22 protein-coding genes and 1 pseudogene are annotated in these 18,360 nt (G+C 47.7%); 10 read left to right on the forward strand and 13 right to left on the reverse strand.

Going from position 1 to position 18,360, the window contains the following annotated elements; all coding sequences use genetic code 11:
• Nucleotides 1–22: 22 nt before the first annotated feature.
• On the reverse strand, nucleotides 23–1,018 hold the full coding sequence (gene mer, locus ARCVE_RS03965; RefSeq protein WP_013683496.1) for a 5,10-methylenetetrahydromethanopterin reductase: 996 nt from the start codon (nucleotides 1,016–1,018) through the stop codon (nucleotides 23–25).
• 103 nt (nucleotides 1,019–1,121) lie between these two features.
• Between mer and ARCVE_RS03970 the strand changes: the two genes are divergently transcribed.
• Nucleotides 1,122–1,535, forward strand: a complete 414-nt coding sequence (locus tag ARCVE_RS03970; RefSeq protein WP_013683497.1) for an archease — start codon at nucleotides 1,122–1,124, stop codon at nucleotides 1,533–1,535.
• A gap of 158 nt (nucleotides 1,536–1,693) precedes the next feature.
• Here ARCVE_RS03970 and ARCVE_RS03975 read toward each other — a convergent pair whose 3' ends face one another.
• A complete protein-coding gene (locus tag ARCVE_RS03975) occupies nucleotides 1,694–1,939 on the reverse strand; it encodes a hypothetical protein (protein WP_048085609.1) in 246 nt (81 codons plus the stop codon).
• A 139-nt stretch (nucleotides 1,940–2,078) separates the two neighbouring features.
• On the opposite strand from ARCVE_RS03975, the gene ARCVE_RS03980 reads away from it, so the two are divergent.
• From ARCVE_RS03980 to ARCVE_RS04000, 6 genes and pseudogenes are all read left to right on the forward strand, one after another.
• Nucleotides 2,079–2,645, forward strand: a complete 567-nt coding sequence (locus ARCVE_RS03980) for a DUF2150 family protein (RefSeq protein ID WP_013683498.1) — start codon at nucleotides 2,079–2,081, stop codon at nucleotides 2,643–2,645.
• A complete protein-coding gene (locus ARCVE_RS03985) occupies nucleotides 2,638–2,982 on the forward strand; it encodes an SWIM zinc finger family protein (protein ID WP_013683499.1) in 345 nt (114 codons plus the stop codon). Before ARCVE_RS03980 ends, ARCVE_RS03985 begins: the two co-directional genes overlap by 8 nt.
• A pseudogene (tsaA, locus tag ARCVE_RS11785) lies at nucleotides 2,973–3,299 on the forward strand (tRNA (N6-threonylcarbamoyladenosine(37)-N6)-methyltransferase TrmO); the annotation flags it as partial. The gene ARCVE_RS03985 and the pseudogene tsaA, both read left to right, overlap by 10 nt.
• A gap of 12 nt (nucleotides 3,300–3,311) precedes the next feature.
• The gene (locus tag ARCVE_RS11790) at nucleotides 3,312–3,827 is read left to right on the forward strand and encodes a deoxyuridine 5'-triphosphate nucleotidohydrolase (RefSeq protein ID WP_048086166.1); all 516 of its coding nucleotides are present in this window, start codon (nucleotides 3,312–3,314) and stop codon (nucleotides 3,825–3,827) included.
• 118 nt (nucleotides 3,828–3,945) lie between these two features.
• Nucleotides 3,946–5,379: an ATPase domain-containing protein gene (locus ARCVE_RS03995; RefSeq protein ID WP_013683501.1), complete on the forward strand. Its 1,434-nt coding sequence runs from the start codon at nucleotides 3,946–3,948 to the stop codon at nucleotides 5,377–5,379.
• Between the two features lie 41 nt (nucleotides 5,380–5,420).
• Entirely contained in the window at nucleotides 5,421–5,807 is a 387-nt protein-coding gene (locus ARCVE_RS04000; protein WP_013683502.1) for a hypothetical protein, read from the forward strand.
• A gap of 1 nt (nucleotide 5,808) precedes the next feature.
• Here the strand turns inward: ARCVE_RS04000 and ARCVE_RS04005 are convergent, their stop codons facing one another.
• On the reverse strand, nucleotides 5,809–6,855 hold the full coding sequence (locus tag ARCVE_RS04005) for a branched-chain amino acid ABC transporter permease (RefSeq protein ID WP_013683503.1): 1,047 nt from the start codon (nucleotides 6,853–6,855) through the stop codon (nucleotides 5,809–5,811).
• Complete coding sequence (locus tag ARCVE_RS04010) at nucleotides 6,831–7,754, reverse strand: branched-chain amino acid ABC transporter permease (protein ID WP_013683504.1); 924 nt, start codon at nucleotides 7,752–7,754, stop codon at nucleotides 6,831–6,833. The genes ARCVE_RS04005 and ARCVE_RS04010 overlap by 25 nt, the downstream gene beginning before the upstream one ends.
• A gap of 50 nt (nucleotides 7,755–7,804) precedes the next feature.
• Here ARCVE_RS04010 and ARCVE_RS04015 point away from each other — a divergent pair, with 50 nt between their 5' ends.
• From ARCVE_RS04015 to ARCVE_RS04025, 3 genes are read left to right on the forward strand one after another with little or no spacing between them, the layout of a single operon-like run.
• Nucleotides 7,805–9,196 carry an ABC transporter substrate-binding protein gene (locus tag ARCVE_RS04015; protein WP_013683505.1) on the forward strand — a complete coding sequence of 464 codons (1,392 nt, stop codon included), beginning with the start codon at nucleotides 7,805–7,807 and terminating at the stop codon, nucleotides 9,194–9,196.
• 24 nt (nucleotides 9,197–9,220) lie between these two features.
• Entirely contained in the window at nucleotides 9,221–9,994 is a 774-nt protein-coding gene (locus ARCVE_RS04020; RefSeq protein WP_013683506.1) for an ABC transporter ATP-binding protein, read from the forward strand.
• Nucleotides 9,960–10,676 (forward strand): branched-chain amino acid ABC transporter ATP-binding protein, encoded by a 717-nt coding sequence (locus ARCVE_RS04025; protein ID WP_013683507.1) that lies wholly within the window; start codon nucleotides 9,960–9,962, stop codon nucleotides 10,674–10,676. The genes ARCVE_RS04020 and ARCVE_RS04025 overlap by 35 nt, the downstream gene beginning before the upstream one ends.
• A 39-nt stretch (nucleotides 10,677–10,715) precedes the next feature.
• On the opposite strand, the gene ARCVE_RS04030 is transcribed toward ARCVE_RS04025, so the two are convergent.
• From ARCVE_RS04030 to ARCVE_RS04075, 9 genes are all read right to left on the reverse strand, one after another.
• The gene (locus ARCVE_RS04030; protein WP_013683508.1) at nucleotides 10,716–10,904 is read right to left on the reverse strand and encodes a hypothetical protein; all 189 of its coding nucleotides are present in this window, start codon (nucleotides 10,902–10,904) and stop codon (nucleotides 10,716–10,718) included.
• 75 nt (nucleotides 10,905–10,979) lie between these two features.
• The gene (locus ARCVE_RS04035; protein WP_013683509.1) at nucleotides 10,980–12,236 is read right to left on the reverse strand and encodes a 3-isopropylmalate dehydratase large subunit; all 1,257 of its coding nucleotides are present in this window, start codon (nucleotides 12,234–12,236) and stop codon (nucleotides 10,980–10,982) included.
• Between the two features lie 42 nt (nucleotides 12,237–12,278).
• A complete protein-coding gene (locus ARCVE_RS04040; RefSeq protein ID WP_013683510.1) occupies nucleotides 12,279–13,058 on the reverse strand; it encodes an ROK family protein in 780 nt (259 codons plus the stop codon).
• A 79-nt stretch (nucleotides 13,059–13,137) separates the two neighbouring features.
• Nucleotides 13,138–14,097, reverse strand: a complete 960-nt coding sequence (locus ARCVE_RS11705) for a cobalt-precorrin-7 (C(5))-methyltransferase (protein WP_013683511.1) — start codon at nucleotides 14,095–14,097, stop codon at nucleotides 13,138–13,140.
• On the reverse strand, nucleotides 14,094–15,029 hold the full coding sequence (locus ARCVE_RS04055) for a cobalt-precorrin-5B (C(1))-methyltransferase (protein WP_013683512.1): 936 nt from the start codon (nucleotides 15,027–15,029) through the stop codon (nucleotides 14,094–14,096). The genes ARCVE_RS11705 and ARCVE_RS04055 overlap by 4 nt, the downstream gene beginning before the upstream one ends.
• Entirely contained in the window at nucleotides 15,016–16,380 is a 1,365-nt protein-coding gene (gene cobJ / locus ARCVE_RS04060) for a precorrin-3B C(17)-methyltransferase (protein WP_013683513.1), read from the reverse strand. Before cobJ ends, ARCVE_RS04055 begins: the two co-directional genes overlap by 14 nt.
• Complete coding sequence (locus ARCVE_RS04065) at nucleotides 16,364–17,053, reverse strand: cobalamin biosynthesis protein (RefSeq protein ID WP_332247734.1); 690 nt, start codon at nucleotides 17,051–17,053, stop codon at nucleotides 16,364–16,366. Before ARCVE_RS04065 ends, cobJ begins: the two co-directional genes overlap by 17 nt.
• Nucleotides 17,050–17,757, reverse strand: a complete 708-nt coding sequence (locus ARCVE_RS04070; RefSeq protein ID WP_013683515.1) for a cobalt-precorrin-4/precorrin-4 C(11)-methyltransferase — start codon at nucleotides 17,755–17,757, stop codon at nucleotides 17,050–17,052. Before ARCVE_RS04070 ends, ARCVE_RS04065 begins: the two co-directional genes overlap by 4 nt.
• Complete coding sequence (locus ARCVE_RS04075) at nucleotides 17,754–18,359, reverse strand: SAM-dependent methyltransferase (RefSeq protein ID WP_013683516.1); 606 nt, start codon at nucleotides 18,357–18,359, stop codon at nucleotides 17,754–17,756. Before ARCVE_RS04075 ends, ARCVE_RS04070 begins: the two co-directional genes overlap by 4 nt.
• Between the last annotated feature and the right edge of the window lies 1 nt (nucleotide 18,360).

Genomic DNA, 18,360 nt, shown 5'->3' on the forward strand with positions numbered 1-18,360 from the left:
ATTCTGAAGCTCTCAGTATCACTCAGCCGTCGGGAAACCCCGGTATTATCTCCCTACCCATTATTTTGATTGCCTTTGCCTTGTTCGGGCCGAGGGGGCTTCCTGCAACGACCTGCGTAACACCGACCTTGCTAAGTTCCTCAATTCTTTCAATTACCTCGTCTGGTGTACCACTTATCGAGAAGATATCTACCATCTCCTCTGTAACAGCCTCGTGTACACTCTTCCAGTCACCCTTTGTAAACGCATTGTTTAACGCAGTCTTCACTCTCATTACATCCTCCTGGCTTATTCCGTGCCTCTCGAAAACGATGTCCGGACTCCCAGCCACTATGAAAGCCACGACTATCTTTGCTGCATCCTTTGCTTTTTCTCCGTTTTTATCAACACTAAGGGATGCATAAGCAACGACGTCGAAGTCTTTGTTTTTGTCCTTCAGTCCTTCTTCTATGTTCTGTCTTGCAACCTCGAAGTCTTTAGGATGCGATGCGTTTATGAGCACACCGTCTCCTATCTCTGCTGCAAGTTTCAACATCTTAGGCCCCTGCGCTCCCACGTAAATCGGGATTCTTCCGGCCTTGAAATCAAGCCTCGCACCCTGCATCCTGAAGAAATCTCCGTCGTAGTTAACGGGTTTACCTGTGTGAAGGGCTTTTATAACCTCTACAGCCTCCTTTATCTTGCTAAGGGGTTTTTCCCATTTTACGCCTATTCTCTCAAGGGTAACTCTGTCTCCAGCAGCTATGCCAAGAACGGCCCTTCCACCACTTATCTCATTGACTGTAGCTATTGCCGACGCGATGATTGCCGGGTGAGTGTGGTATGGGTTGGCCACACCTGCCCCTATACGCATGTTCTGTGTCTTCAGCGCAATTAGCGTGAGCATTGCGTAGACGTTTCTGTTGTTGTAGTGGTCGGTAATCCATACGTATCCGAAACCATTATCTTCTGCAAGCTTGGAGTAATATTCAAGCTCGTAGTACCTCACATTTGGGACAAACTCAATTCCGAACCGCATGTGTTCACCTGCCACAGCGGACTTTTTGAGAAAGATAAATCTTTCGTTTTCTAATGTTTAAACATGAGGGTGATTATTAATACCATCCCGTCATAGTAATGCTATGAAGTACAGGTTTATTGACCACACAGCAGACATAGCCTTTGAGGTCTTTGGTAGCAGCATCGAGGAGCTGATCGAGAACGCAACCCTTGCATTTTGTGAGGCTTTCGCTTATTCCGAGAAGATCGAGGGCGAGGTTGAGAGGGAGGTGGAGGTTGAGGGTGATGCAGAGGACATGCTACTCTACCACTGGCTCAACGAGCTGCTTTACCTCTTCGACACGGAGTTCTTTGCTGCAAAGCAGGCTAAAGCTATCGTTGAAGGGGATGGGATGTTAAAGGCGAGGGGTGTGCTTAAGGGAGGAAAGCTGACACCAGAAGCCGTGAAAGTTGAACCCAAGGCGATAACACTCCACAACTACAGGGTTGAGAAAAGGAATGGCGGCTGGTATGCGTTCGTGGTTGTGGATATTTAGTTTTGGATTGGCCTACTGCAACCCGGAACCGGGTTCTATTTTCATCATTTAAATCTGGACTGAGCAGAGGTGTGAGTGTCTTTCTTTATCCTTGGGTATCCGACTTTTTCAGCCCATCGCGTTATCCATTGGTTATCTTTTCCGCTCGCTTATGTGACCTATATCTTGTAAACTTCCACCTCTACATCGATGAGTTCTCTTATCTGTCTGAAGTGTTTCCCATTTCTCTTGACTGTCGCCTCGCATCCATTGTTAACGGCTATGGCTGCAACAACGGCATCCAGCCCAACGTTTTTACCTTTCTTCGCAAGCTTACCACTAATTTCGGCGGCCAGAACTGCATCTCTGTATGTGAAGTCCAGAACTTCCAGCTTGCTGAAGACTTTCACGAGCTTGTCTCTCATTTTTCCCCCTTTGTCTCCACCTACTGCAAACGCACCGAACAGTGCTTCGTATACGTTTACTACAGTCGTGGCGTGATTGATAGATGGTTATATAAACTCAAACAAAAGTATTATAACCTCCATTGCCAAGTGGCGAGCAATGAACTACTACAGCGAGACAAGGTTCAACAACTGGGTGAACAAAATAAGGGAAGCGAATATAGACCTCGATAATGCGGAGTCCCTAGCCGTATTTGACCAGATGATGGAAGATCTTGTTGTAGCGTGCCTCAACGTCATCCGGGCCGTCAAGGAGAGGGAGCTGACCAAGAAAGAAGCAATCCAAGAACTTAATGCGATGGAACAGATTCTCATGTCAGACGTTAGCTTTGACGACACCCTCAAGAGCGACTTCTTCGACTTTGTTAGGGAAGGACTTAGAGTTGTCGTAAACGCTGCGAAATACTGTGTTGAGGGCAAAATCAGCAAGAAGAACTTCAACACGCTCATAAAAGAGGCTGTGGAGAAGGAGAAAAAGGGCGATTTCGAGGGAGCGTTCGACACAATAGCAAGAATGGGTGCAAAGGTGTTCAAGGGAGAAAAGCTACCCGAAGACATCGATGTTCCCGAAGAGGGCATGGTTCTCAACTGGATTGACGGAGTGGATGCAATTAACACAGTTATGCTGCTCATAGAGATTGATGCCTCAACAGAGTCAGATGAATAACTTTGAGCTTCCAGATGAAGTAGTTAAAGCTGCACGAAAGGAACTCGGTTACGAGCTTTACAAAGCCTTGCTGTTCGAGTACGGAAAAAGGGGAGAGAAAGCCTTTTTTTACCTCAGAGAGGGCAGGGTGAAGAAGTACAGGGACTTCTTTGTGGTCGTCGGAGAGTACGAATACCTGGTGGATGAGAACTTCTGCAGCTGCCGCGACTTCCAGTTCAACCTGAAAGCAAAGAAGCCATGTGCCCACATAATCGCCGCAAAAACGGCAAAGCTTATGGAATGTTATGACGAATACGATGAGTACTACATAGATTACATGGTGAAAGAATGGAAGTAAAGCCAGTTGGTTACGTTGTGGATGAGAGAACGATCAAGATTCTACCAGAATACCTCGATGGATTGAGGGGAATCGAAAGATACTCCCACCTCTGGATTCTTTACATTATGCACCTTGCTGAAGAGAAGCTCCTCGTGCATCCGAAGGGGGACGAAAGCAGACCTCTGAGAGGTGTTTTCTCTACCCGCTCTCCGAGCAGACCAAACAGGATAGGTCTTACGGCCGTAAAACTTCTAACTGTTGAGGAAAATGTGCTTAAAGTCGAAGGTCTCGACGCGCTTCCCGGTTCGCCTGTAATTGACATAAAACCATATGCGGGGGTGTATGATTTGCCTTTCGGGAGTGTTTTGAGTAGAAAGGAAATTGAGCGCAGGATTCGCGAAGAAGACCTCATTACTAACTACATAGACCTCGAAACACAGTTGCAGCCCAACGGCTTTGACTGCACACTTCAAAGCGTTGCAAGGATCAAGGGCACGGGCAGAATAGACTTTGACAACAGCGAAAGGCAACTGCCAGAGGTAGAAGAAATCCCATTTGAGGACGAGTGGGTTTTTCTGCCCAGGGGCGTTTACAGGGTCAGGATAAACGAGGTCGTAAACCTCGGAAACGACATCATGGCCTTTGGAAGGCCGAGGAGCACGCTAATCCGCTGTGGGGCAAACCTGCTTACTGCTGTGTGGGATGCTGGCTACAGGGGTAGAAGTGAAGCTGGGCTCGTTGTTTACGGCGATGGCCTCTGGCTGAAAAGGAACGCGAGAATTCTCCAGCTCGTCTTTGTAAAGCTCACCGATGAAACGACACCTTACAGCGGGGCCTACCAGATGGAGAATTTAGAGGGTTGAAAGTTTAAGTTTTAAATTAATAATGAAAAATTCGCATTGCTTATTACTGCAAGTAATACTCTAATAATGGTGATTGAGATTAGCAAAAATTTATTAGCGAGAAGTACTCCATTAACATATGCGTGAAAAGATTCCCAGCGGAGTACCGGGCTTTGATGAAATTCTAAGAGGGGGGCTCGAAAGAGGCTGGGCTTACTTACTGAAAGGCGGCCCGGGTAGTGGGAAAACTATTTTTGGTCTGCAGTTTCTTCTTGAGGGCGCAAAAAGGGGTGAGAAAGTAGTTTACGTTTCGTTTGACGAGCCAAAGGAGGAGGTTCAGCTACAAGCTGAGTCATTTGGCTGGAGTCTTGACCATCCAAATCTTTACTTTATAGATAAAGTTTCGGAGATGGATATTCTCACGTCTGATTTGATGTTCATAGATTTTGACTCGGTTAGCGAGATTCACAGTCTTATAGACTCTATAATCAGACTCGAAGAGCTGAAAGGTGCGAGCAGGGTTTTTATAGATGGGATGAGCATTCTAAGAGATGCATCGAAAGACCCGTCGATTTACAGACGTATTGTTTCGTCGGTTATACGCTTTCTCAACAGCAAAAATATTACCTCTCTGATAGCAGAGGAGCTCGTAACCGAAGTGGGTCGGGAGATTATAAGCTACCTGACGAGCGGCGAGTTCGTTCTCGAAAAGGTTGTCAGAGATGATGGAGAGGTTTTCAGGATTGTCAACGTGCTGAAGTATCGCGGTGGAAATGCCTGGCTTGGAAAACACTACTTCGACATAACACCGGAGGGTATAGTCGTTTATCCGATAATCCCGGTTAATGCGGAGAAAAAGGTGGAGAAAAAAGTTGTCTCGACCGGCAACAAAAGGCTTGACTCGATGCTTGGTGGCGGAATATACGAAGGTTCGGATGTTTTGATAGCCGGAAAGAGTGGCGTGGGTAAGACGAACACGTGTCTCCAGGTACTCATCGAGAACGACAGAAGAGGAAGGGCAGGGATACTCTACTCATTTGAGGAGAGTGAAGAGGTTATTGCCCACAGACTCGAAACTCTGTTCAACTACAGGCCGTCAAAGCTCGTGGTGAAACATCTGTCGCCATATGGTATGAACCTCGGAAGGTTCTACCGCATGGTCGTGGAGGATGTTGAGACGCTGAATCCGGGAGTCGTGGCCATCGACCCTATCAACAGTCTGCAGCGCATGACTTTATCAGCGGAGGAGCTTACGAGGGCAATTGAGTTGCTGGCTTCATACCTATCAGCTAAAGGTATAATTATACTGCAGACTTTTGAGGTCAGCCAGGCGGCGGATGTTTTCCACTTTACCGGAGGTGGAATAAGCTATCTCTGCGACTATCTAATTTTGGGGAGGTACATGGAACTGAATGGAGAGCTCCTGAAGGTTATTGCAGTTATGAAGAACAGGTTCGGCGACCACGAGCGCACGCTGAGAATCCTCGAGATTAAGAGCGGTGAAGGTTTGCGGATAGGTGAACCCCTCAAAAATTACACGGGGCTGATGAGTGGTGTGCTGGAGAAAGTTTAGCAAAACTTTTTTATATTACTAATTTGCTAAATAATATTAGGATGACAAAAATAGTCTTCAGCCATCCGACTGCAAGACTTCAGAGTGTAGCTTTTGTTGAGGGCTATGACGAGCCTGTAGGCTTTACTCTTGATATACGACCGACAGGGATGATTGTGAGAATAGAACTCTGTATGGATGCGGTAAATTACGCAAAGGAACTGTACCTGTTTTTCAAGGATCTTTTCAGGGAATGTTGCGAAGAAGAAGGCATGGTCAAAACGGCAGGCGAGCTAAGGGCTGCATGGTATATCGTCGATAGAGAAAAGACTTCCGAATTGCTTGAAAAAATACGGGATACCATGGGTTCCGAATGGGAGGAATCGTTTAAGCAGAGTCTCCTTCGCATACTCGAACTTGTATCGAGAATAAGAAATCCATTTATTTAAATTACTTCTGCCCCTTCTTTTCGGCGAGCTTCTTTATAGGTTCGGTCATTATCGGCTTTTCCTTAATGAGTCCGTCGGGTCTGTAGTACAGAATCAGGAGCATCATAACACCAAAGAGGATGTACTGAAGCCAGTTTACGTCGAATGGCAGGGCGAAAAATCTCGTTATCTCGTGCTTGTACACTTCAAGCAGTTTTCTGATGGTTACGAACGTCAGAACGCCCACTGCAACACCCCTGTTATTTCCAAGCCCGCCAAGCAAAACCATAAGGAAGGGGAAGAACGTCCACTCAACCCTGCTGAACAGGTTTACTATGCCACTGACGTTTCCGGTGTAGAACGAGTACAGGGCTCCAGACATCGAAGCTATTCCCGAGCCTACTGCGACAGTCTTTATCCTGATTTTCATAACGTCCTTTCCGAATGCCCTGACAACGTTCTCGTTCTCTCTTGTAGCTCTCAGCAACCTGCCGTAAGGGGTGTTCAGCAACCTTTCGGCGAAGAAGTATACAACCAGAGCTACGAGCAGTATAAGGCACATGAAAACGAGGTCTTTCCACTCTCCAGGTATAAACGCCAGTACGTTTGGCGTGGGGACTCCGTAGTAGCCACCCATGATGTCTGTGTTATAGTAGCAAACCATGTATGCAACTTCGCTTATGGCGAGAAGTGTTATGGCAAGATAATCACTCTCAAGCTTGGCACTTGGCAGAATGAAAAGTGCTCCAACCACTATGCCAAGGATTCCCGAAATGAGCAGCGTGAAGAGCAGCAGACCGATTCCAACTGCTGGATTCTGGGCAATAATCTCGTTAATGGTGCTCTTTGCAATCCCGCTTGCAGTCGTTATGCTGCCTGTTATACCAAACATCAGTATGAGAATTCTGTTTACAACTGCTCCGACTGCTATAGCTCCCATCAGTGCTGCCAGAGCTCTGCCGAAGTTTGGAATTCCTCCGTAACCGTACTCCAAGTTCAGGCTTATTGCTATGATTAGATACAGTCCGAACCAGATCAGAATACTTATGACCGTGTGCTCGAGAGCCATTTCATCACCTTCTTCCAGTTTATACCGACAATTCCTCTTGGAGCTACAAGCAGCGTTATTATCAGGATCACCAGCGATACAACCTTGCTGTAAACGAGTACTCCCGTTCCAAGGACTACCGAGAGCTCATAGGTGATAAGAGACTCCGACAGCCCGATTATATACCCGCCGAGCAGCGCCCCGTATATGCTGCTAAGCCCGCCGACGATACTCGCTGCGAATATTGAAACGATTATCAGCGCTCCGGTTGCAGGAACTATCTCCTGCTTGAAGGGCAGTAAACATCCGGCCATTGCTGCAAGCGCACCGGACAAAAACCACGAGAACATTCTCGTGTATTCGACATTTACACCCATTATTTCAGCCAGGGAGGGGTTCTCCATGGAAGCCCTCAACGCTATGCCGAATTTTGTTTTGTAAAGGAGTAAGAAAAGTCCTGCAAGTGTGACTGCGATTACAACAGTTGACACAAGAAATATGGCCGAAATACCGGCTATTTCGTAGTCCAGATAAGTAAATATGAACTTAACTCCGGCTTTCCTTGTTATTTTCCCGAGAAATTCTGAATAGGCGCCTATAATACCGAGGAGGATTAAGTCCCATGCAAGCGTCGCTATCATCAGGGTTACTATGGTTGAATCTTTTTTTATCAGAGGTCTGAGGACAAGAATGTAAGTCGCTAATCCGAGCATCCCGCCGAGAATAAATGCAATGGGAAGTGCTGTATAAGGATGTATGCCAGAGAGTCGCAAAAGCGTTAGAGCTATATATGAACCAAATATAGCAAAAGAACCCTGAGCAAAATTTGGGACTGCGGTAGTTATATAAGTTAGTGTTAGACCTATAGCAAGCAAAACGAGTAGATTTGCATAGATTATCGCTCCTTCGACTACACCCATGCCCAGAAGGCATCAGAAAAGTTTTAAAACTTTAATGGTCGTGTTCTGTTATGGCATGGAAAAGGCTACTGGTACTTTTAATAATTGCTCTGACGTTGCTTCCAGTGGCTTCTGCCGAGGAAGAGATTTCTATTGGTGTACTCGTTGACCTCTCGGGAGGGCTATCGACATACGGAAACGACATAAAGAATACGCTCGAAATAGCAAAGGAGGACATAAACAGCTACTTTGAGGAGAAGGGTCTGCCGTACAAGGTTGAGTTCTACCCGGAGGACACGAAAGTCGATCCGAACACCTGCCTGCAGAAAGTTCAGACCCTCTACGGTAGAGGCATCAAACTGATGATAGGCCCCATGGGCAGCGGTGAGGTTGCGAACATAAAGGACTACGTCACATCCAACAAGATCATAATAATATCGCCGTCCTCAACGGCTTTGCCAGAGATTATTGGATTCACCAAGCCAGAGGAGAAGAAATACATATTCAGATTCGTTGGAATTGACAACCTGCAGAGCAAGGCCATAGCCGGAGAGCTGAAGGATCTCGGAATCAAGGGTGTCGTTATCACCTACATCGGTAACGCATGGGGTAAGGGGTTGTATGAGTGCATAAAGCCCCATCTCGAGGAAGCGGGAATCGAGATTGGAGATGTCGTTGAGTATCCAGACCAGACGCCTGCAGACTTCACGCCGTACATATCGCAGCTTGAGAACGGTGTGAGTGGCCTTATCCAGAAGTACGGGGCAGACAAGGTGGCAGTTATAGCGTTTACGTACGAGGAAATTTACACAATGATTGCCCAGACCAAGGACGACTCGGTTCTGTTCAAGGTGCTGTGGTTCGGCTGCGATGGCTGTGCGAAGAGCAGCAGAATTGACGAGGTTTGCAGCAAGGTCAGCGAGGTTGGAATGTACAGCACACTCTTCGAATCGAAGGGCAAGGCATTCGATGAACTGAAGGCGAAGTACCAGGAGAATGGATTTGGCGAGACACCCTACCAGTATGCACTGAACGCATACGATGCGGCATGGGTTCTCGCTCTTGCATACGCTGAAGTCGTTGAGGAGAAGGGAAGCTACGACGCCGATGCAATGGCTGAAAAGATACCTGAAGTTACCGAGAAGTACAGCAAGGGTGAGTACGGCGTCGAGCCAGTGAGCGGATACATCAAGCTCGACGAGTGGAATGATAGAGCGAGCGGTGACTATGCGATATACTACGTCACAGACGATTGCAAGTGGGACACTGCAGGAATCTGGAAGTTCGAGACTGACAGCATTGAGTGGTACCACAAGCCAGAGCCACCTGTGGTAGAGACACCGGCTGAAGAGGCTCCTGCAAAGGAAGAAACCACCGTTGCAGAGAAGAAGACACCCGGCTTCGAACTGGTGCTTGCAGTTACCGGCCTCGCAACTGTGGCGTATGCTCTGAGAAGGAGATAAAAATAAAATAATTTTTGATTTTTTATGAACATCCTCGAAACACACAACCTTTCCAAATTTTTTGATGGTCTCAAAGCACTCGATGGAGTCAGCATAGAGGTACCGAGGCAGAACATAGTGCTTGTCATAGGGCCCAACGGAAGTGGCAAATCAACGCTGATAAACGTCATAACCGGATTCCACCAGGCTGACGAGGGAAAGGTAATATTCGAGGGAGAGGACATAACCAACAAACCTCCGCACGAAATCTACAGACACGGAATTGTCAGAACGTTCCAGACGCCGCAGCCCCTCAAGAAGCTGACAGTCCTCGAAAATCTACTTGTTGCGGTTCCACACCCCGGTGAGTCAATCCTGCGAAGCCTCGGGAGAGGATGGGTTAGCTACGAGGAAGAGTATGTCGAAAAAGCCTACGAAATTCTCGAGTTCCTTGGCATCGACCACCTCTGGCATCAGGAATCTTACAAGCTGAGTGGTGGACAGCTCAAACTCGTTGAGATTGGCAGAGCATTAATGGGTGAGGCGAAGCTGATAGTCATGGACGAGCCAATAGCAGGCGTGGCTCCAGCTCTTTCCCACAGCATACTGGACAAGCTCACAAAACTCAAGGAAATGGGCGTTACATTCCTCATAGTAGAACACAGGCTTGACATCATACTCAAATACGTCGATTACATATATGTTATGGCAAACGGAAAGATTATAGCCGAGGGTAGGGAAGAGGAAATACTTAAAAATCCAGAAGTCATCGAGGTGTATCTTGGTGCTGCGCACGGAGAAGCTGAATGCGGGGTATAGGGAACTGCATATCCTTTTCGACGTAGATGCCACCATCGAGGACAACAAAATTACCACCGTCGTGGGGCCCAATGGTAGTGGTAAGTCAACGTTCCTCAAGTCAGTCTTCGGCCTCACAACTGTTTATTCCGGGAAGGTTCTATTCAGGAGTGAAGACATAACGAAGGTTCCACCGCATCAGAGGACGAAGAAGGGTATAGCATACCTCCCGCAGATTGACAACGTTTTCGCAAATCTAACTGTCGAAGAAAACCTGAAGATAGCTGGATACACGCTGGAGAAGAACGAACTGAAGGACAGGATAGATCTCGCCCTCGATGTCTTTCCGGAATTAAACAAGTACCTAAAGAAGCGTGCAGGGGCTTTAAGCGGTGGAGAGAGACAGTTCCTTGCTATAGCAACAGCTCTCGTAAGGAAGGCCGAGCTTCTCATGCTCGACGAGCCAACAGCCCAGCTATCTCCAAAGATGGCTGGAATAATCTTCGATAAAATTGTTGAATTGAGAGACAGGCTTGGACTGACGATACTGCTGGTTGAGCAGAACGTAACCGGAGCGCTCGAAATCAGTGACAACGCCTACCTGCTGGCGAGTGGCAGAGTTATCTTCAGTGGAAAGGCAGAGGAACTGCTCGAGCACGAGAAGTTCGAGGAACTCTGCATGGGTGTGGGCATCGAGGCGTGATTTTCCAAAAAATTATAAAAATTATAAAAAATAGATTATTCAGGTTTTTACTCTCCACCTTCCCGCCATCACAAATTCAAGCTCTTTAAGAATTCTTACGCACTCGTCGTATGCGTTTTCCGGGACAAGAATAGTAGTTTTCGATTTGTCAACGTAATGTATTCTTCTGAGAATTAGTCTATTTCTGAACATATATGCGACATCTCTTCTGACCCTAACTTCTTTCACAACTTAATACTCATTATAATAATATATAAACCTTTCCTTCCATGTGAAATAAAGGAAACTGTAGAAACAGGTGTTCTACCTGACCTCCCTTGGGTCTGTAATCTCGCCATAGAGGGCTGTTGCTGCTGCTGTGGCGGGTGAAACAAGGTAAATTTTCCCTTCTGGGCTCCCCTGCCTGCCTATGAAGTTTCTGTTGGACGTTGAGACGCTAACCTCTCCACTGGCTATCAGCCCAAAGCTTCCACCCATGCACGGCCCGCAGCACGGGAATTCAACAATTCCACCTGCTTCAACAAAAATATCTATCAGCCCGTCTTTGAGAGCTTTTCTGTATTCTGCTCTTGACGCGGGGATAACTATGAGCCTCACGTTTTTGGCGATTTTCTCCCCCTTAAGGAATTCGGCGGCAATTTTCAGGTCTTCATACCTGCCGTTGGTACATGAACCTATGAAAACCTGGTCAACCTTCGTTCCTTTCACTTCTGAAACACCAACGACGTTGTCAACGCGGTGTGGCTTTGCAACCTGCGGCTCCATGCCCGTGACATCGAGCTCAACAGTTTTAGCCTCCGCATCCTCATCGCCGTGAATTTCTTCGAAATCTTCAACGCCTATTGCCCTGAGGTACTTTCTCGTTTCATCGTCAGGCTCTATTATGCCGGCTTTCCCACCCATTTCGATGGCCATGTTGCTCATAGTCAGGCGTTGAGCCATGCTCATCTTTCTGACGACGTCTCCTGCATACTCGCACGCCTTGTAGTTTGCTCCATCGCTGCCAACCATGCCTATGAGCTTCAGAATGATGTCCTTGCTGTAAACGTGCTTCTCAAGTTTTCCGTTAACTTCAAACCTTATCGTTTCAGGAACCCTGAACCATAGCTTGCCGGTTGCGAAGACGAAACCCATGTCTGTAGAGCCTATACCGGTTGCGAAGCATCCGAGGGCTCCGTACATGCACGTGTGACTGTCCGCTCCGACTATCAGTTCTCCCGGCTTAGCGTGACCTTTTTCTACCATTATCTGGTGAGCAATGCCTTCATGCACATCGTAGTTCAGGATGTTCTGCTCTTCGGCAAATTTGCGGAGCATTTTGTGTGTCTCAGCTGCAGTAACGCTATCTGCCGGCACCTGATGGTCAAAGGCCATGATTATGCGCGACGGATCCCACACCTTTGCGCTTTCGCCAGCAATCTCCCTGAAGGCCTTTATGGCAAGAGGAGCGGTAATATCGTGAACCATTGCCCTGTCTATGTCCGCAAGAACGTAATCTCCTGCTTTAACGTCCTTTCCAGCAGCTCTTGAGAGTATCTTCTCCGCAATGGTTTTGCCCATAGTTGCCCGGCGTTTGAGGCAACTTATTTAACTTTCGATTGTTCAGCGTTTCAGCGTTTTCAGGCACACAAGGCATGCACCCTTCGCAACTGCAAGCTCGTCCTTCAGGGCGAGAACTTCTGGTGTGAAGCCGGGCATGAGGTGGCGGTAAATGCCCTCTTTGACCTTCTCAGCCATCAAATTCATACCTATACGTCCACCAAGCACGACTGCAGAAGAGTCGAGGAGCGTGACTGCGTTAGCTACAGCGGTGCAGAAGAGCTCAAACTCTTTCAACGAGTAAACCTTCCCACTTGACACGAGTTCTTTAACGTCTCCGTACTTATTTTTCAAGGCTCTTCCGCCGAAGTAGGCTTCGAGGTGTCCCTTCCCTCCACAACTGCATTCCTCGCTTCCACCAACGAACCAGTGCCCCAATTCGCCTGCGAGGCCGTCCCCTCTGTAGAGTTCTTCGTTGGTTATTATCCCGCTACCTATACCCGTTCCAACGGTTATCGCAAGGATGTTCGGAAGCTTGAAGACGTGATGGGCGTAGACAGCAAAACAGTTTGCATCGTTTTCTATGACTGCCGGGATTTTCAGATCAAGCTGCGGTATCGACGGGAGGTTTGGAGCGAGGATGGGTTTATCGCCCTTAATCCAGACTGCTGCACCTATCCCGACAGCTACTGCACCGACTTCTTCAGCGATTTTTTCAATAAAACTGTCGATTCCAGCGGAAAAAACCTCACTGGTTGAATAACTCCCAACATGGTGGAAATCCCCGTCGTAGATGACGATGTCGATGTTTGTCCCGCCTATGTCAACACCAAGAATTCGCATGGATTTCGTAGTCCATCCGGATTTATATTTTTGGCAGCCCTGCTTACTTTGCTTTCTTTGTTTGATAGAGGGTGAAAGATTATTTACATCCATCACTGCCCGATTTAGCAGAAAAAACTCTGTTGAGGATCGCGTACGTTATGAAGTCATCTTTTCCAACGGGTTCACAGAGTATAACCTTCTTTCCTTCGAACTCTCCCTCTATGACTCCTTCCTTGAACTCAAGCCCAAGTTTTTCTGGCAACTCTTCTGTTGTGTGAACGCCGTAAGCCATGAAGAGGGGAACGAGGTAGATAACACTGGACTCCATCTTCTTGACGACCTCGTCAACAGTAGGCTTTCTTCTGTGGGCAGCAAAGGCTATTTCGACCTCGTCGAAAATTCCCATCTGCCTGATTCTCTCTTTGTGATAGTCCATAACCTCTCTGTAGTAGGGGAGCTTGCTCCCGTGTCCGACTATTATCAAACCCTTCAAACGACCACCTCCTTCAGCATAAACTATCACGTTATCCGATCTTATCTCGAGTTTTTCGTCAATTCTCTCGTTCTTCATACCGAGATTCTCCATGACAACAATCTTACGTGCGATTCGAGAAAGTCTAACAATATCAAACTTTGAATCGGCGAGAATAATTACTTTTCCTCTACATCGGAGCAGGGCTTTTATTTCTTCCATCGCCTCTCTTGCGTGGGCACTTACAATAGCAACCTCGCACAAATCGACTCCAAGCCTTGCAAGAGCGAGCTGGACGCTGCTGATCCCCGGCTCAACCACGCCTTTTATTTTTGTTCCCAATCCTGAAACCATGGGGTCGCCGGTGGAGAGCACAACCACATTCTTTTCTTTTCCCACATTCTCTATTTCTCTGTAGGTTTCCCCATCGAATTTCTTTATAACGATGGATTTGCCCTTTATGTGCTTCTTGGCGAGTTCTATTGCTTTTTTGCTTCCGTAAACAACTTCTGCTTCCTCTATAAGCCTTGCAGCCCTTTCCGTTATCTGCCCTTCAGCAATTCCCACACCAACGATGTATATCATATTCTTCCACCCAACAGGATTACGTCCTCAACCCCCTCGTTTATGCTTCTTGCCCTTTCAAGGATTGCTTTTCTGTAGAACTCTTCTTTCCTTGCAACGTCCACTTTCTTTCCTCGCAGTTCCGGAATCGCCCACTTGACGAGGAGTGACGGCTTTCCCACGATGATCACTTTTCCCCTTGCGGCTCTGAGCCCTTCTGTTATGTGAACTCCAAATACGATGGGTTGATAGCCGGGCAGGTTCTCCTTTGCCCAGCGCCACCCTCCTCGTCCCGTTGTTATTACGAGCCTGTCGTACATTGACGCAATTTCAGCCTTGACATCGATGAGCTTCCTGCACCACGGTTCGACGAAGCCAGTGGTGCCGAGGATGGATATGCCACCTTTTATTCCGAGCTTCTCGTTGTCCGTTTTCTTTGCAATTTTCTCTCCTGAAGGAACTTCAACAGTGATTTTTCCTTTGAAGTCAAACTCATCAGCGTACTTCCTGAAATTTTCGAGAATCTGCCTCATCGCCGCTCTGCTGACTGCCTTTTCTCCTTTCTTCTCTCCGATTCCCCTTCCAAATTCAATTTCGGCCTCTCCGCTGCTGGACACCCTCGCGACGAACTCCATGCCGTCGGTCACATCAAAAGCATGATCTCCGGCGAACTTCCTTGCTATGCAGACACCTTTCTGCTGAACTCTCACGTTTACATCGATACCTGACGGTGTTGAAACTGTAACGCTTTCCTCGCCAGAAATTGCCCCGCATATCGCCGCGCTTGTGGTTGTTGCTGTCGTTATCCCTCTGCGAAGATAGCCATCGGGTGTCAGGATGTACAGTCCGCTTTCAACCTTTCTTCTCACTTCTGCACTTCCCTCTTCCTCTGCACGTTGTTTTACCCAGTCCTCCGGGTATTTGTAGAGTTCAAGTGGATCAACAAGTCTCATCTTCCTTTGCAAGGCTCATCATTCCATTTAGAATCGCAACGCAAATGGTCGAACCTCCTCTCGGGCCAGCAGTGGTTATGGACGGCACATCGAGCTGCCTTATCATCTCTTTGGATTCTGCTGCATTTACGAATCCAACAGGGGTTGCAACGATGAGGGCTGGCTTTATTCCCTCCTTCACTATATCATAGAGCGCCAATGCTGCCGAAGGTGCATTTCCCACGGCAACTATGTTACCTTCGAGTTTATTCCTCAACTTCCTGAAGCCGGAAGCTGTTCTTGTATCATCCCCATTGCTCTCTCCATAATCCACCGCAACTGTAACGTTTTTCGCCCTGAGTCCAGCCTTAACCATGTGTACATCAACGATAATGTCTCTTCCTTCTTTAATGGCTTCAATTCCCGTCTTCACAGCATTTTTATGGAATCTCAAAATTCCGGCAACACTCAAATCACCAGTCGCAATTACACACCTCTTTATTATGAAATCCTCGGGTGTGTCGCCAAAGTATCTGTTCACAACTTCGTAGCTCTGCCTTGTTATCTCGATGGCTTTGCTTGTCGCAGCACCGCTTGCTTCCATCTCCTTTCTTCCTGCTTCCCTCAGACGGTACTTCCTGCTATATCCCCTTGGAGTGATGAACCTGCCACCCATCAGCTTGCTCTCCGAATTCGAGACGAAGAGAATGGTATGCATATCTACGGCGTCAGGATTCTCCATTATTTCATCCGGGGTAGTAATATACACCTCTTCTTCATCCCTTGTAGCGTTTTTGACGATTCCCACTGGCACATTTCCTCTAAATTTCTTCACGAGTTCCATCGCCTTTACGAGGTTGCCTCTCCTTTTCCTGCTTGAGGGGTTGTAGATGGCAATTACGTAATCACCGAGGAGTGCAGCAACGAGTCTGCGCTCTATAGCCTCCCACGGCGTTAACAAATCGCTCAGGCTTACAACTGCGTGATCTCCGCTCACTGCGGAGCCGAGCAGAGGGGATGCTGCGGAAAGGGCTGTAACTCCAGGAATAACCTCGTATTCGATATCAACCCCATTTTCGGCAACATACTCTGCCACGAGGGAAGCCATGCCGTAGATACTTGGATCGCCACCGCTAACAAGGCTTACCACATTGCTTTCTGCAAGTTTGACTGCCCTTCTTACTCTCTCTACCTCTTCACCCATTCTGCTTTCGATAATTTCTCCTTTCACGATTTCTCTTATCCTGTCTACGTAGGTTCTGTGGCCTATAACATAGTCTGAAGATTGGAGAGCCTTTACGGCTTTAATCGTGAGAAAATCCGCGTCGCCTGGGCCGATTCCGACAACGTAGAGTTTACCTTGCGATCGCAATTGTTACACCTCCATAGACTCTCTTCGGGAAGATTAGCTGTTTCTCTTTCGAGCAGTAGAGGGCACACGCCTCAGCAACGCTCCTCAGACCAATGTCTTCAGCCCTCGAGGGACTGACGACTTCTATTTCATTGACGTCTTCAGCGGGAACGAAGACGAGGGGTTTCTTTATTATATCTACTGCCTCTATTAGTCCCTCCTCGTCCTTCTTCAGCTCAACTGTTGCTATAACTCTCACATCGTCAAGCGTCGCTCCCAGCTCCGCAAGAGCAGCCTTTATGGCATACAGCACATCTTCAGCGCTTATTCCTCTCCTGCATCCAATTCCAACGCTTAGACCTTCGCTGTATTCCATGGCTGTCGTTATGACTGCAGTAAGGCCATAGTTTTCCAGCATCTTCGCAACTTCATTTCCACCATGATGACCGCCAAGCAGCGGAATTGCAAATCTCATTGCCTTGTCAACCACAACAACAGCCGGATCAACCCACTTGCTTCGCAACCAGGGACACATACCTCTTATGACGATGCCCGTGGGCATATAGGCAACAATACAATCGTAATCGAGCAGGCTACCCCATATTCCCGGCTTGTAGAGTATTATGTCTGCCCTCAGCCAGTCCGCAAGTCTTCTAAGGGCTCTAATATCTTTCCCAAATCCTATAACGGCTATCCGTATAGCACAGACCTCCTTCCTTCCTTTTTTAGGGCTTTACCGATTATGATTACAGCCGTTCGCTTTATACCTTCTGCTTCGACCTTGTCTGCTATATCTGCGAGCGTCCCGGTTATTACCTTCTCATCTTCTCTTGATGCGTGGTAAACGACGGCTGCCGGCTCATCTTTCCCTCTTACTTCCGCAACCTTCTCAGCCACGTACCTTATCTTATCAACGCCGAGCAGAATTACGATGGTGCAGGGAAGTGGGGCTACGACGTCGAGATAATCCTCATCGAGAGTCCTGCCTTTTGGTCTGCCAACAAACACGAATTCTGCTACTCCCGGCATGGTTAGCTCAGCTTTGAGAGATGCTGCGGATGCGAAAATACTGCTGACTCCCGGGATTATTTCGTACTCAATGCCCCTCTTTTCAAGCTCCCTCGTCTGTTCAGCTATCGCCCCGTATATGCTCGGGTCTCCACTCTGCAGCCTCACGACCTTTTTACCGCTCTTTACCGCGTTCTCTATCAGGTCGATGATCTCTTCGAGCTTCATGCCGTGGCTGTTTACCTTCTCAGCTTCGAACTCAGAAAGCGCATCCTCGCTGATGAGGGAGCCGGGATAGATTATGAGGTCTGCTTCTTTGAGCAGCCCGTAGGCCTTGAGAGTGAGCAACTCAGGATCTCCGGGACCAAAACCTGCAAAGTACACCTTCATTCTTTACTCCCCACAATCAGCGTGAAGTAGTCGGATTTTTCCGGGATTGCATCATCGAGCTCCTCTATCTTCTCACCTTCCATGAAAATCCTCGTGGCAAGCAGGATTTTACTGAAACCCTGCTGACTTAGCTTTTTGTGTATATCTGCCGGCTTGGAAGCTTTCAGAACAACGACATGTTTTACTTCAGGCATCTTCGCCGTCGTGACAATCAGCGGAGCATCAACAAACTTCTTCATCTTTGCAAAGACGGCCGTGAAGCTTGCTATTCCGGGAATTATCTCCACTTCGATGGATGGATTGATTCTGACAACTTCTTCGGCAACGTGCTGGAACGTGGAATAGAATGCAGGATCGCCGAGGGATGCAAAGGCGATGTTTTCATCGACACATCTCTCTGCAAGTTCTGCAGCGAGTTTCTTCGTTACCTCTTCACTTTTCCCCATGGGGAATTCAACGAGCCTCGGCTCTCTAAACTCAGAAACTATCGAATAAGCCAGCTTTCCCGGGACTATCACTTCGTCTGCTTCCTTTATTACTCTAACAGCTTTGAGTGTTAGCAGTTCCCTGTCTCCTGGCCCCAAGCCAACGCCATACAGCATT

The organism is Archaeoglobus veneficus SNP6 (assembly GCF_000194625.1).
In the GTDB taxonomy this organism is placed as follows: domain Archaea; phylum Halobacteriota; class Archaeoglobi; order Archaeoglobales; family Archaeoglobaceae; genus Archaeoglobus_C; species Archaeoglobus_C veneficus.